General features: G+C 43.7%; 14 protein-coding genes and 1 pseudogene. 5 read left to right on the top strand and 10 right to left on the bottom strand.

The genetic code is table 11. From position 1 onward, the window contains the following. The first annotated feature begins 27 nt into the window (after positions 1-27). A complete protein-coding gene (locus EYS05_RS12870) occupies positions 28-465 on the top strand; it encodes a hypothetical protein (RefSeq protein ID WP_118513284.1) in 438 nt (145 codons plus the stop codon). Positions 466-702: 237 nt separating this feature from the next. Here EYS05_RS12870 and EYS05_RS17945 read toward each other — a convergent pair whose 3' ends face one another. The 6 genes from EYS05_RS17945 to EYS05_RS12900 are packed head-to-tail and all read right to left on the bottom strand — an operon-like array spanning position 703 to position 7,089. Next, positions 703-861, bottom strand: a complete 159-nt coding sequence (locus EYS05_RS17945; RefSeq protein WP_118050727.1) for an iron dependent repressor, metal binding and dimerization domain protein — start codon at positions 859-861, stop codon at positions 703-705. Continuing rightward, complete coding sequence (locus EYS05_RS12880; protein WP_118050728.1) at positions 821-2,530, bottom strand: ABC transporter ATP-binding protein; 1,710 nt, start codon at positions 2,528-2,530, stop codon at positions 821-823. The genes EYS05_RS17945 and EYS05_RS12880 overlap by 41 nt, the downstream gene beginning before the upstream one ends. Beyond that, a complete protein-coding gene (locus tag EYS05_RS12885) occupies positions 2,523-4,286 on the bottom strand; it encodes an ABC transporter ATP-binding protein (RefSeq protein ID WP_138277325.1) in 1,764 nt (587 codons plus the stop codon). Before EYS05_RS12885 ends, EYS05_RS12880 begins: the two co-directional genes overlap by 8 nt. Positions 4,287-4,289: 3 nt before the next feature. Beyond that, positions 4,290-5,762 (bottom strand): ABC transporter ATP-binding protein, encoded by a 1,473-nt coding sequence (locus tag EYS05_RS12890; protein ID WP_138277326.1) that lies wholly within the window; start codon positions 5,760-5,762, stop codon positions 4,290-4,292. After that, entirely contained in the window at positions 5,759-6,484 is a 726-nt protein-coding gene (locus tag EYS05_RS12895; RefSeq protein WP_138277327.1) for an energy-coupling factor transporter transmembrane component T, read from the bottom strand. The genes EYS05_RS12890 and EYS05_RS12895 overlap by 4 nt, the downstream gene beginning before the upstream one ends. Then, positions 6,481-7,089: an MptD family putative ECF transporter S component gene (locus tag EYS05_RS12900; protein WP_118050731.1), complete on the bottom strand. Its 609-nt coding sequence runs from the start codon at positions 7,087-7,089 to the stop codon at positions 6,481-6,483. The genes EYS05_RS12895 and EYS05_RS12900 overlap by 4 nt, the downstream gene beginning before the upstream one ends. A 181-nt stretch (positions 7,090-7,270) precedes the next feature. Here EYS05_RS12900 and EYS05_RS12905 point away from each other — a divergent pair, with 181 nt between their 5' ends. Then, entirely contained in the window at positions 7,271-8,242 is a 972-nt protein-coding gene (locus EYS05_RS12905; protein WP_118624535.1) for a helix-turn-helix transcriptional regulator, read from the top strand. Between the two features lie 250 nt (positions 8,243-8,492). Further along, a pseudogene (locus EYS05_RS12910) lies at positions 8,493-8,810 on the top strand (plasmid mobilization protein). On the opposite strand, the gene EYS05_RS12915 reads toward EYS05_RS12910, so the two are convergent. Both EYS05_RS12915 and EYS05_RS12920 read right to left on the bottom strand, forming a co-directional pair. Next, positions 8,799-10,157 (bottom strand): relaxase/mobilization nuclease domain-containing protein, encoded by a 1,359-nt coding sequence (locus EYS05_RS12915; protein ID WP_138277328.1) that lies wholly within the window; start codon positions 10,155-10,157, stop codon positions 8,799-8,801. The pseudogene EYS05_RS12910 and the gene EYS05_RS12915 sit on opposite strands and share 12 nt — an antisense overlap. Then, on the bottom strand, positions 10,124-10,447 hold the full coding sequence (locus EYS05_RS12920; RefSeq protein ID WP_138277329.1) for a MobC family plasmid mobilization relaxosome protein: 324 nt from the start codon (positions 10,445-10,447) through the stop codon (positions 10,124-10,126). The genes EYS05_RS12915 and EYS05_RS12920 overlap by 34 nt, the downstream gene beginning before the upstream one ends. Before the next feature lie 250 nt (positions 10,448-10,697). Here EYS05_RS12920 and EYS05_RS12925 point away from each other — a divergent pair, with 250 nt between their 5' ends. Next, a complete protein-coding gene (locus tag EYS05_RS12925; RefSeq protein ID WP_138277330.1) occupies positions 10,698-11,072 on the top strand; it encodes an MmcQ/YjbR family DNA-binding protein in 375 nt (124 codons plus the stop codon). Continuing rightward, positions 11,069-11,503, top strand: coding sequence for a flavodoxin family protein (locus EYS05_RS12930; RefSeq protein ID WP_119247471.1), 435 nt, complete (start codon positions 11,069-11,071; stop codon positions 11,501-11,503). The genes EYS05_RS12925 and EYS05_RS12930 overlap by 4 nt, the downstream gene beginning before the upstream one ends. Positions 11,504-11,560: 57 nt before the next feature. Here EYS05_RS12930 and EYS05_RS12935 read toward each other — a convergent pair whose 3' ends face one another. Both EYS05_RS12935 and EYS05_RS12940 read right to left on the bottom strand, forming a co-directional pair. Beyond that, positions 11,561-11,761: a helix-turn-helix transcriptional regulator gene (locus tag EYS05_RS12935; protein WP_118624541.1), complete on the bottom strand. Its 201-nt coding sequence runs from the start codon at positions 11,759-11,761 to the stop codon at positions 11,561-11,563. 56 nt (positions 11,762-11,817) lie between these two features. Then, on the bottom strand, positions 11,818-12,549 hold the full coding sequence (locus EYS05_RS12940; protein ID WP_118624543.1) for a helix-turn-helix domain-containing protein: 732 nt from the start codon (positions 12,547-12,549) through the stop codon (positions 11,818-11,820). Positions 12,550-12,720 lie beyond the last annotated feature (171 nt).

Consider the following 12,720-nt stretch of genomic DNA (forward strand, 5'->3'; position numbering starts at 1 on the left):
GTCAGTTTTGTTTGAATACGGTAATTGTTGTGCGAGATTGAGAACAAATTAAAAACTATTATATCTGGTAGTCTTCAGGAATATTTTGGTACATCTTGGCTAGTTAAAGGCCTTCCTAAAAACACCTATACCAAGGCAAAGAAACTGGCCGATGAGAAAGCATATGATCTTCAGTTAAATAGCGGTGACGATGCAGAGGATGTTAATGTCTGGGATTTTGTTTCATTAGCGGATTATGTTTCGATTGTAACCAATGGAAAAAACTGGTCCTCTTTCTTTGAAGAGATGTTAGTTAGACCGGAGGAAACAAGGATTGCAGGAGGCAAAGAAGCTAAGACACAATGGATTCTTAGATTGAGTGCAATTAAGAATAAACTATCCAAAGAATCATATAGTGTTCCAGTTGACGAATATAGTTATGTAAAAAGTGTTTACGACTGGATTATGGAAATGTTGACATTGTAATGAACGATGCAATTACTCTCATTACAGATGAAAAAGAAGATTTGCAAACCCTGATTTCTGCAGCAAAATGTTTCTGGATCCTCTGTTGTATACGGAACAGTATCCCAATTTACAGAACCGCCGGTAAGCATGGTATTCCCAAAGTGGGCACACGAAATTATCTGCCCAGACCAACGGTTTTTTTCTTTCCACGTTCGGGGGCAGATAATTCATTATGCAGTGCAGGGCCGACGTGCGCTATTCGGTTCCCTGTACTTTTTTCTTCAACTTCTGAAAAGCTGTATCACTGATTGCATGTTCTATCCGGCAAGCATCCTGCTTCGCCGTTTCCCAATCATTACCAGTAATCACAAGTTCATGCGGAAATTTTTTGCTCTGCATTCCACATGGCAGCATATTTCCCGCCTTTCGTCAAAAGCTCGTCATGTGTGCCAGATTCTGCAATTCTGCCGTCCGCCACAACAAGTATCTGATCTGCATTTTTCACGATGGACAATGTGTGAGCAATCATAACTACGGTCTTTTTCTCTTTCAGAAGATTAGCGATTGCCTGCTTTACAGCCAGCTCATTTTCAATATCAAGAGACGCCGTTGCTTCATCCAGCAGCAGGATAGGACTGTTTTTCAGGATAGCGCGGGCAATCGAAATTCTCTGTCGCTCACCACCTGAAAGCAGATTGCCATTTTCGCCGGTTGGCGTGTCATACCCTTTTTCCATCTTACGAATAAATCCGTCGCAGTTCGCCTCCCGGCAAGCCGCCTCTATTTCAGCGTCCGTAGCGTCAGGACGGGCATGACGGATATTTTCACGGATGGTATCATCAAACAGAAATACATTCTGATCCACCATAGAGATTTGTTCCAGTACCCGCTCTGCTGCCACATGATCTATCGGCTTACCGCCAATGGAAATTGTACCACCGCCAGCTTCATAGTATTTTGCAATCAAATTCAAGATTGTAGACTTTCCGCTTCCAGAATCCCCGACAATGGCGGTCAACTTCTGATCGGGAACCGTAAAGGAAGCGTGTTTCAAAACAGGCTCTCTGGGGACATAGGAGAAATCCACATCTTCAAACCGAATCTCATGTGTAGCTGTTTGGAATGTCTCCATACTGCCTGTTTCTTCCGGCTCGTCCATAACACCCAGGATTTTGTTTTTGGAAATCATCAGGTTTTTATAGCTGGTGAGGTCTACAAAAATAGAGTTTGCCAGCTTTGCACAGAACAAAGGCAGCATACAGATCAAAAGATAGTCTACCGTGTTCAGTGTCCCTGTGGCCCAGGGCGCATACGCTGTCCAAATAACCAGTGGGCAGGACAGCCAGCTTAAAATGCCAAATCCAGCACCGATAGGCAGTACCTTTGCTTCGTACACAAAGCTGATCCGGCAGAACTCCCGCATGGCATTGATAACGGTTTTATTCTTCAAACCACCTACGCCATAGGTCCGGAAAGTTTGAATACCAGACACATACTCCACAATGCTGCTGATATTCTCCGCACAAATATCATTCTTTTCTTTACCATACTTCCGAACCATACGGAAAGAAAGCCACAGTCCAGGGATTAAAAGCAGGTCGGCAATCAGCAGGATAATTCCGGCAGGCACATAAATGGTCATCACAAAAATAATCAGCATGAGCGACAGTGCAAAACTCTTTGCCAGATCACCGATCTTATGGGTCAGGATTTTTTCATAGTTGTTTACATCGCTTGTGATGGTATTGATATAATCGCCGGTCTGTCCCTGGGTAAACCGGGATAGCGGGATACGCTTTAAATGGTCGCCCATAAAAAGTCTGATGTTTTTGCTGACCTCTGCGCCGCCAATCTGCGCTTTGGTATAACCATAGCTGTAAATCAGAATACGAAGCAGGAAAATGACCGCAATTACACCAGTCAATATCAATGCCCGGTTCATGTCAAATTGCCATGACCACAGAAATTGCATGACAGAGTAAAGAAGCATGAACAAGCTGCCGGAGAGAAGCCCTTCCAGAACAGTCCCGCCAACGCCAATATAAAAATTACGGTTCTTTTTCAATACATCATGCTTACTCATGCTGCTCGCCTCCCTCCAACTGATAAGTAATATTCTGAGCTGTTTCGTAGTCCTCCCACGCCTTCCGATAGTAAGCATTGTTCTTTCGGACTTCCTCATGGGTTCCGACACAGGTAATTGTGTGATTTTCAACCACTGCTACACGCTCGCACATCTTCAACGCGCTCAAACGATGGGCTACCACAATGACGATTTTTCCCTTGCAGAGATTTTGAATGGCTTTGTCAATCTCCATCTGATTTTCCGGGTCAGAGGCGCTTGTGGCTTCGTCTAAAATCAAAATGGGGGCGTTCTTCAGGATAGCGCGGGCAATGGCAATCCGCTGTTTTTCACCGCCGGAGAAGCGAGAGCCAAAGCTGCCCACTTTCGTGTTATATCCATCTGGCAAGGACATGATAAAATCGTCAATCTGCGCCTCTTTTGCAGCAGCCCGCACTTCTTCCAGAGTGGCGTTGCTGCCCATTCGGATATTTTCTAAAACGCTGTTACGGGTCAGGAATGTCTTTTGAAATACGATGGCTACATTTTTCAGAATGGTATCGTAGTCAAGCTCCTTGACATTTTTTCCGCCAATCAGCACTTCGCCCTCCTGCACATCATAGAAGCGGGAGATCAGTTCAATCACAGTGCTTTTACCGGCACCAGACTGTCCCACAAGAGCCACGCGTTCCCCGTCATTGATTTTGAGGTTGACACCTTGCAGTACATCGGTCTTGCCGTCATAGGAAAATCGAACATTGCGAAGTTCAATATCGTGATTTTGGGGAAAGTCCGTTCCACCCTCATAAATCGGAATATCCAGGATTTCTTTGGTCTTGGTAATAGCGTTCAGTACATTGGCAAAATTAGTCCCCAGTTCTTGCAGGGGGCGGATTTCCGTCAGATACATGGAACCTACATAGACGAACAGCAAAAATGCGCTGGCCGCCAGTGAGCCTTTGAGGAAAAACATTCCGCCGATTGGAACCATCAGCAACATCCCACATTCGATGATAACAACAAAGGCCGCATAAGGTGGCCCCATGCGCCGGGAAGTTTCATTCCACATGGCGTTTTCTTCCTGGATAGCGTCTGAAAATTTTTGAAACGATTTGCTCCCCATGTTATAGGCTTTAATCAATTTCATACCGCTGATGTACTCAATCATAACCGAGTTCAGTGTGGTAATGGAGCGATTAGCCCGTTCCATCAGGTCATCCGTGTTGCGGAACATCATCCCCATTACAACAACAGCAAGGATCAGCGGAACCAGGGAAATCAATGCCAGAGGAATATTGACGGTCATCAGGTAAATAAAGATGACTACCGGCCCAACCAGATAGCACACAAGGTCAGGAAGGTTATGGGCCAGGAACAACTCCAGCTTTTCAATATCTTCATTCAGAACCGTTTTAATATCCCCGGTGCGCCGTTCATTCAAGGCCCCCAAAGGCGCTCTGGCTATGTGTTCAACAACCATGCAGCGCACTTTGAACAGTGCGCCGTATGCGCCTTTATGGGCTGCCACGCCGGAACAGCCGAATAATGCAAAACGCAGGGTGACAGCGGCGGCAATCATTGCCACAGTCTGTACCACAAGTTCTTTTGTGCAGGCATTGTTAAATGTGGCATCCATCAGCCTGTAAATCCCAATGTAAGGGACGATAATGCAGAGACCACTGACCGCCGATAGAAAAATCGCCAGAAACAGCCAGATTTTCTGCTCACCGGCCCAGTGGAGCAGCAAAGCCACTCTGTTTTCCTTTTTCTGCTTCATAGACTACCTCTCCTTTCCATCTGAAACAGAGAACAGCTCTCTCAATTTCGGGAGGGCATCCATTGTAACTTGTACATCATCGGGCATTTCGCCCTCGTCAAAATGCAGGACACGGGAGCAGGTACGGCAGACAAACTCAAAATCATGGGTAACAATGAAAATAACCTTTCCCATATTGGACAACCTGCGGATCAGTCCTGCCACCTGTGTCATACTGTCAAAGTCAAGGCCGCTGGTCGGTTCATCGAATACCAGCAGGTCTTTCCCACAAATCATACTGACGGCTACCGCCACCCGTTGTTTTTGACCGCCGGAAAGTGTGTTTGGATGGCGTTCCCGGTATGGGGCAAGCCCCAGTTCCTCCAAAGTCGCATTTATCAGCGTTTGATCTGGATTGCGGATACCAAAGGAACACTCTGCTTCCACACTGTCAGCAAAAAGTTCATAATTTACATCCTGCATAACCATATAGGAACGTTTCAGCCTTGCCTTACGATCCATCGGCTTACCTTCCCACAGGAATTGTCCCTCGCAGTCTTTGTGAAGCCCGCAGATGGCACGGGAAAATGTAGTCTTTCCGGCTCCGTTGTGACCGACCACTCCGATCACTTCACCCTTTGTAGCAGAAATATTGATATTATGTAAAATCGACCGTTCCTTATAATGCAGCGCCACATCACATAGCTTCAGCATTTCCTTTCCAGATGCAGGCTGACATGTCAATGGAAGAACCTCCTGCAAATCCACTGCCCGAAGTCCCATTCGTTCTCGCATATCCTGAGGCAACCGCCGCAATTCCTCCGGCGTGAAAATATTTGTAATCCTGCCGTTATCCAGATACACAATGCGGTCTGCAATATCCATCAGGTAATATAGACGGTGTTCGGCAATCAGAACGGTTTTGCCCTGCGCCTTTATCAGTCGCAGATGTCCCGCTAATTCCTGGATCGAAGTCATGTCCAGATTAGAGGAAGGTTCATCAAGCAGATAGATTTCCGGGTTCATTGCATAGACTGACGCAAATGCAATTTTTTGCTTTTCCCCTCCAGACAACTCAAAAATATTGCGGTTCCGCAGATTTTGAATATTCAGATCATCCGTTGTCTGATCTACACGCTCTGCCAGCTCTTTCGGAGGCAGTGCCTCATTTTCGATTCCAAAAGAAATCTCGCTGTCAGTATCCACGTTAAAAAACTGCGTCCGGGGATTCTGAAAAACCGAACCGACCTTTGACGCGATCTGATACATAGGTAGATTGCTGATTTTCTGCCCGTCTACCAATATGCGGCCTTGTAACTCACCCTGATAAAACTGTGGAATCAGACCATTTACCAGCCTTGTAATTGTCGTTTTCCCACATCCGCTGCGTCCGCAGAACAGGACACATTCGCCGTCTGAGATTTTCAGATTGATTTCATGCAGGCCATTATGTTCCTGTCCCTGATATGAAAAAGACACATTTTCAAATTCAATCAACCAATCACACCTCCCTGCAAACACAATTCGAGTGCAAAAAAGGCAACAGCAACGCTCATTCCGATCCAGTCCGCAGCCCCACATTTTATCTGAACAAGGCAAGTGCGGGGACTGGGGTTCTCAATGCCACGAGTAATAGAAGCGATGGAAAGTTCGTCTGCCGCTTTTGAAGCTGCCATCATCAGCGGTACATAAATACACTCGATTGTCATTCCCGGATTTTTAAGAAACCCGGCTGGCGTTGGGGAAACATCCCGCATACGCATAGCGTCTTTGATAAAGCGCCAATCCTCCTGAATAGTTGGAATGTAGCGCAGCATGACCGCCAGCGGGATAACCAGCTTTTTGGGTGCATGAATCCGGTTCATTGCTGATAAAAATTCGCTGACTTTCGTTGTTGACAAGACAATTCCGGACAACATACCACAGGCATAAACCTTATGGAACAGACCGAGAAACGCCACAAACATTGTCCGCAACGTGCCAGTCATCTCTGTCATGATCCACACCGTCAAAACACAGATAACAGCATAGAAGCACACTGCGTTTACAGCATACTTCCACTTTCCGAACAATACTCCTAATAATGCAATCAGAAGTACAAGTATAAATTGATATCCGAGTGACGGAGCAACCATGGACGCCAGTACACACATCAGAATAAGAAAGAGTTTGGCCCGTGGATCGAGCCAGAACCCTTTCTTACGGTTTTCACCCATCATGCTGTAATACCTGCTTTTTCAAACTGCTTTATTAACATCCGGCTTCCTACTATGGCACTGATTGTGGCCGCCACAAGCACAGCTGCGAACATTGCAATCAGAATCCCGGTATTTGCCGTTGCCTGCATGGTATCAATGTAGCCCTGTTCCGTCCCGTTTCCTAACATTGTTTGCGCCCATCCATCCGGGTCTGCAAAGAACACGAGATACGAGCCTGTTCCACCGAGGGAGAACAGGATGTAGGAAATGATATTGAATTTTTTGCTTTTGTACTGTCCTGCACCAGCGACAAAATCAGCGATGATACCCATAAGCATATACCCAAGAGCAAAAGCCCAATGCATACCCGTCACAAACCAAACAATGCCAATCAGAACCCCCATGATCGTCAGGCTCCAGCGTTTTTGCACTTTAGCGACCATCAATAAGTAGATTGGCCCGCAGAGCAGGGCGCTGCCTGCCGGCATATAGAACGTAAGTACCGGGTTTGTTGCAAAGAAAACACCGCCCACCATCGTGAAAACGAACAGCAGCGCCGTAAAGATTCCTGTCGTTACCAAGTCCTTGACGGACAATCCTTTTCTCACAGTTTCTTGATTGCTCATAAAATTTTCCTCCTTGTTTCAGGAGCGATTGACCTTTCGCCCCGAATCTGTTATAGTATGATTAGTTACTGCTAACTACGCTCCTATAATACTCACAGGACGAAGATTATGCAATAATTCAGGGAGATGTTCGTCCTTTCATTGCAAAGGTTCGTCCAATCGTTTCAAAGGAGGCCGTTATTTGGACAATAGCATTATTGCGGACTACTATGAACCGCTTTTAACAGATAATCATTTTATTCCAGCAGATGACAACAACAGCTTTAATTCTGCTGGACAATGTTGGAGGCTTTCTCATGAGTTTGGAGAAGGCTTCTATTGGGTCTATGCAAAAAAAGACCTGTATGATATTAAGATTCACGACTTCTATTTCCACGATGATTTTTTCATGGAATTTAATTTGCCGGAATGTTTGAGTATCACTCAATACGAATCAATCTCCGGCGAAGAACTGAATCCATATCGGCGTCTTTCTGCCGGATGTATCAAGACTTTTATCGGAGGTGACAAACCCTATAAGGCATTGATCCACAAGAAGATTCCCATTTATTCCATCGGTATTGAGGTCATGCCTGCATATTATGAGGGCTATCTGAAAAAGCAGTATCCGAGTGATTATATAAATCCTCTTGCTGCATTCAAGAAGGTGGATCAGACAACGGATTTTCCAGCCATGGCAAAGTTGCTCCATGAAGTAAAACTCTATCGAGGAGATGGTATTGCTGCAGGTTTATTTTATGAAGCTAAGGTTGCCGAGGCGGTTTCTCTTGTGGTGGAAGAACAGAAAAAGCTTCTCACTCGCAAGGAAAAACAGCTAACTGATCAGGATATAGCACAACTGGAAAATGTGATTGCTTATTTGAACGACCATTATGCTTTTGACGTTCCGCTGGAACGACTTGCCAAGATTGCATGCATGGGAACAACCAAGTTGAAATCATCTTTCAAGCAATTACAAGGCTGCACGATCACGGAATATGTTCAACAGCGTCGCATGAGCCAAGCTGAACACTTGTTGATAGATACGGATTTTACGATGGGACAAATTGCGGAAATGATTGGATATTCTACATCCAGCCGGTTTGCGGAGCTGTTCCGTAAAAGCACAGGAATTTTGCCGATAGATTATCGGAAGATGGCACATAAGCAATAACATCATGAACGCTAGGGATTTTTTCTCTGGCGTTTTCTTTGTCAATTTATACGATATATCTTTTCCGAACAGCCAAAATCTCCGTTCCAAATTGTAGTATTAACAGAGGGAAAAACAAAGATAGGGTTTCGATAGCAAGCACAGCAAGCGAGTACCCGCTTGCGATTTTTCGGATTTTCAGGTCCCTTGCCCGAAAATGAAAAATGCTTGCTGGGATATCCCAGACCCTTATGAGAAACGGAGGCGGAGCATGGCAAACCGGAAGCGGAGCGTTCAAATGAAATTTTATATCACGGAGGAAGAAAAACGGCTCATTGACGAGAAGATGGCACAGCTCCCCACAAGGTGCTATGGTGCCTACCTCTGCAAGATGGCGATTGACGGATATATCATTTACACCGATACGGCGGATATCAAAGCGTTCACCGCGGAGCTTTCCGCCATCTGACGGAATATCAATCAGATCGCCAAGCGGATCAATGCAGAGGGCTCCCCCTATCAGGCGGATATGGAGGAAATCCGGGAAGAGGCACCGTTAAGTAGGTACCTCTTCTTTTTAAAGAGCTAGCTCTTTTCCTGATACGGGAACTTGCATCTCTGGAGCATTAAGCAGTGATGTGAAGTTCTGCCGAATGATATCAAGTGTCTTTTGCTTTTTCTGTAATTCCTGTTTTTCCCGGACGGTAGCAGCCTGTTCAGATTCAAGATTTTCAATTTGCTTCTGGATTTTGTCAGAGCTTGGGATTTTGGTAACGCCGAGATCCTGAAGCTCTTTTCTTAGTGAATCGTGGAGCTGGTATTCTGCCTGATGCTTGGTACGGTAATCTTTTGGATTTTTAGCAGATTTGCAATCCTCAATCACTTTTCGACAAAGCCGGTAAGAATCGCAGTGTTTCTGAATGATTTTCTGCGTGCTCAGCTCACTGTTGATTTGTGCTATTCTTTGGTCGGCAACTTTCACAGAAGCTTCAATGTCAGATACATGCTGCCTGAAATCGTCATAATTCAGCAAGTTATTTTCGGAAAGATAGTTGAAGGTGCGGGCTGCCTCTTTTAGATTATTGAGCTTTGCCCATCGTTCAAATCCCTCTCGATTTCCAGTTGTGACATAAGTGGAGATATTGATATACAAGCGAGCTTCTCTGGACAGATGTCTTGGAGTTTTTACTTTGCTACGATTTTTAGCTAGACGGATGCGAACATTTTCTTCGGAATAATAGCTTCCGAGAGATTTCATATAAGTGAAGTTCTGCTGTTCCGGTGCACGGAATGACAGGTGCTTTCCCTGCCGGATTTCATATCCGGCTAACTGCATTTTTTGTAGAAATTCCTCATAGTTGATGGAAGTCCAGATTGCCTTATCAACTGCAACACGTAGCTTGGCTTTCCAACTGGTGCCACGATGATATTCCATATTCTCTTTATAGCTTTTACCTTTTTCTCCGGTTGGCATACTGGTGGCAAGTCCGTTTTCATGGCAAATGCGATTACTGATCCGGCAGATTTTATGGTAGCTCCGCTTATTGGAAACATACTTGTGATGATCAACAAAGCTTGCAGCGTTGAAGATGATGTGGTTATGGATATGATTTTTGTCAACATGGGTACTGATCACATATTCATATTTTCCTTTCAGTACTTCGTCAGCAAATTGCTGCCCTAAGCGATGGGCATTTTCGGCATCAACTTCTCCAGGCTTAAATGACTGGATCAGATGAAATGCCAGGTTATCGCCCTTGTCCATTCCATTCTTTTTTGCCATTTCTCTTGTCATAGAAAATTCAAGATCTGCAGTTTCCGGGGAACAGCCAAAACTGGAAACTAACAGTTTTTCATCTGTCTTATCTGGATTTGTAATATAGTCTAGAGCTTTCTTGTCTGTTACTTTAATGGGGAAGATTTTAAGATATGCCATATTTCTTTTACCATCTCTTTCAATTCTTGCATTTCTTCCGGATGTAGATCTCCGGTGGTATTTACCTTTTTTGCAATCTGATTGATATTTACACCAATCTTGTGCATTTCCTCATACTGTTTCTTAAGTGGAGTGGTATCTGTGTTGACGATGTAACCGTCGATTGCCATTTTGCGCAGATAAGCTCCCATGTTTTTTGTCTTTGATTCTATCATCTTCCTGCGGATTAACTTTCGTTCTTCTTCGGTTACATAGAAATGGCTTTCTTTGTTTCTCTTTCTTTCAGCCATTGGCGGGTTCTCCTTTCTGAGAGGACAGTAGTATCGTTGCTTTCAGCGTTTTTTCAATTTAGGGCAGGGTTCCCTAAATTGGGATTTCCCGGAAGTGTATCCTCACTTCCTGTCCTTGCTGTTTTACCCCTCTATTAGTTAAAGTCAGGAGAACCGGGAAAATGCAAAAGAATTTGGCAGGTAGTACGGGATACGAAAATGTGGTATGATTATGAGCAGGATATCAGAAGAATCAGGAGTTGAATAGATTGTGAACAAAGAAGAAATTTTTGAATATGTGCAGAAACAGTATGGCACAGTTCCGGAATATTTATGGAGTAAACTACCGGACAGTGCAATACTCCGACATAAAAATAGAAAATGGTATGCAGTGATCATGACGGTTGAAAAATCGAAACTGGGATTAGAGGGAAATGATCTGGTTGACATCATGGACGTAAAGTGCGATCCAGAAATGACCAGCATGATTATTCAGACTTATGGATTTTTACCAGGATACCATATGAATAAACAGCACTGGATCACGATTTTACTGGATGGTTCAGTCAGTGAAGCGAAGACATTGGACTTTTTGGATATGAGCTATGACCTGATTGACGGAGCAGACAGAAAGGAAGAAAAATGAGAACAGCGATAGTATACGCATCTGTGCATCATGGAAATACAGAAAAATTAGTAAAGAGGATCGCAGAAGAATGTCAGGTGGATTTGATTGATGCTGTGAAACAGCCAGATGCAGATCTGAGCAGTTATGATATGATTGGGTTTGCATCAGGAATCTATTTTTCAAAGTTTCATCAGTCGATATTGGAATTTGCAGAGAAGAATCTACCGGACGACAAAAAGATATTTCTGATCTGTACTTATGGTGGAAGTGCGAATTATAAATCCATAGAGCAGATTTTGGATAAAAAACATGCCAGTGTAGTTGGAAAATTTGGCTGTAAAGGGTATGACACATTCGGACCATTTAAACTGGTTGGAGGTATTGCTAAAGGCCATCCGAATGAGGAAGATATGAAAAATGCAACGGACTTTGTAAAAGGATTACACTGATTTTGGAGCAAAAGGAAAACCGGGGATTTTATTCCTCGGTTTTCTGGCTGTTGTGCTTCAGTCTTCAACCTGAAAAATATCTTCTACAGGTACTTTCAGGTAATGTGCCAGCCGGATTGTAATCTCAAGAGATGGATTACGTTCTCCACGTTCGATATGGCCTATAGTTTGGCTACAGGAACCTATGGCTTCAGCCAAATCTGCTTGAATGAGATTACGTTCTTCACGAATATCTTTTAGTGTATTATTGATTGCCATTCAATCACTTCCTTTGCTTATTGTTATCAGCAGGATCATGAACCTGCTGTTGAAATCTAATGGAATCCCGGAATTTCTGCACCTTTGCATTTCCCGATTACTTTTCCAAAAATCTTAAAAGAGTCAGATTCCAAAACCTGGATAGGACGATATTTTTGATTTAAAGAAATCAGATAAACACCATCTGGCTCATCGTGTAATTCCTTGATGTAAGTATTACCGTTGAGATAGAAGATTCCAATTTCACCATTAGCAAGAGAATCTTTTTTCTGAATCCATGCGACATCGCCTGTGTGATAAAGTGGCTCCATACTGTCACCGGAGATCCGTACACCAAAGTCAGTCTGCTCAGGAGCAAGATGTCCTACGTCATAGGTTTCTTTTACAGAATCTTCCAGATAATTTCCAGTACCAGCAGAAACAGGTTCCCAGGTAATGTCTATAGGATGATGGAATGGGATAATCTTTGCAGACAGTGGAGAAAACTTTTTAGAAGCTTTCAAAATATCAGCAAATTCAATCAATTTATTTCTGCCTTCTTCATTCAATCCATTCATAATGTTATATGGGTTTTCTCCAAAGAAGGATTCATATATATCTTCGATATCAAGTAACTGGCAAAGTGTCAGGAAAACATGTAAAGCTGGTTCTCGTGCATTGGTCTCCCATTTGGAGATTGCTTTTGTAGTGACCTGAATACCTTCCTGAGAAAGCAGGTCTACCAGATCTGATTGAGAGTATCCTTTCTTTTTTCTATTTTCTGCTAATATTTCCCCGAAATCACGCATTTGTTCGCCTCATTTCTATTTGAATTTTCTATATGCATTATACCGTATGTTAGAAATAAAATCAATAATAATCTCCAAAATGGAGAAAATACAACCAAGATGTCGCTTGACCATCTCCGGAATGTCGATATATACTAAACATACAAAAATTGATAAGACATCATGTTTAAG

The sequence above is a fragment of the Blautia sp. SC05B48 genome (assembly GCF_005848555.1).
In the GTDB taxonomy this organism is placed as follows: Bacteria; Bacillota; Clostridia; order Lachnospirales; family Lachnospiraceae; genus Blautia_A.

Bases quoted from the DNA above. Each gene is read 5' to 3' on its own strand.
- EYS05_RS17945 (WP_118050727.1), bottom strand. From the start codon at position 861: ATGCTGCCATGTGGAATGCAGAGCAAAAAATTTCCGCATGAACTTGTG.
- EYS05_RS12880 (WP_118050728.1), bottom strand. From the start codon at position 2,530: ATGAGTAAGCATGATGTATTGAAAAAGAACCGTAATTTTTATATTGGC.
- EYS05_RS12885 (WP_138277325.1), bottom strand. From the start codon at position 4,286: ATGAAGCAGAAAAAGGAAAACAGAGTGGCTTTGCTGCTCCACTGGGCC.
- EYS05_RS12895 (WP_138277327.1), bottom strand. From the start codon at position 6,484: ATGATGGGTGAAAACCGTAAGAAAGGGTTCTGGCTCGATCCACGGGCC.
- EYS05_RS12900 (WP_118050731.1), bottom strand. From the start codon at position 7,089: ATGAGCAATCAAGAAACTGTGAGAAAAGGATTGTCCGTCAAGGACTTG.
- EYS05_RS12915 (WP_138277328.1), bottom strand. From the start codon at position 10,157: ATGGCATATCTTAAAATCTTCCCCATTAAAGTAACAGACAAGAAAGCT.
- EYS05_RS12920 (WP_138277329.1), bottom strand. From the start codon at position 10,447: ATGGCTGAAAGAAAGAGAAACAAAGAAAGCCATTTCTATGTAACCGAA.
- EYS05_RS12930 (WP_119247471.1), top strand. From the start codon at position 11,069: ATGAGAACAGCGATAGTATACGCATCTGTGCATCATGGAAATACAGAA.
- EYS05_RS12935 (WP_118624541.1), bottom strand. From the start codon at position 11,761: ATGGCAATCAATAATACACTAAAAGATATTCGTGAAGAACGTAATCTC.
- EYS05_RS12940 (WP_118624543.1), bottom strand. From the start codon at position 12,549: ATGCGTGATTTCGGGGAAATATTAGCAGAAAATAGAAAAAAGAAAGGA.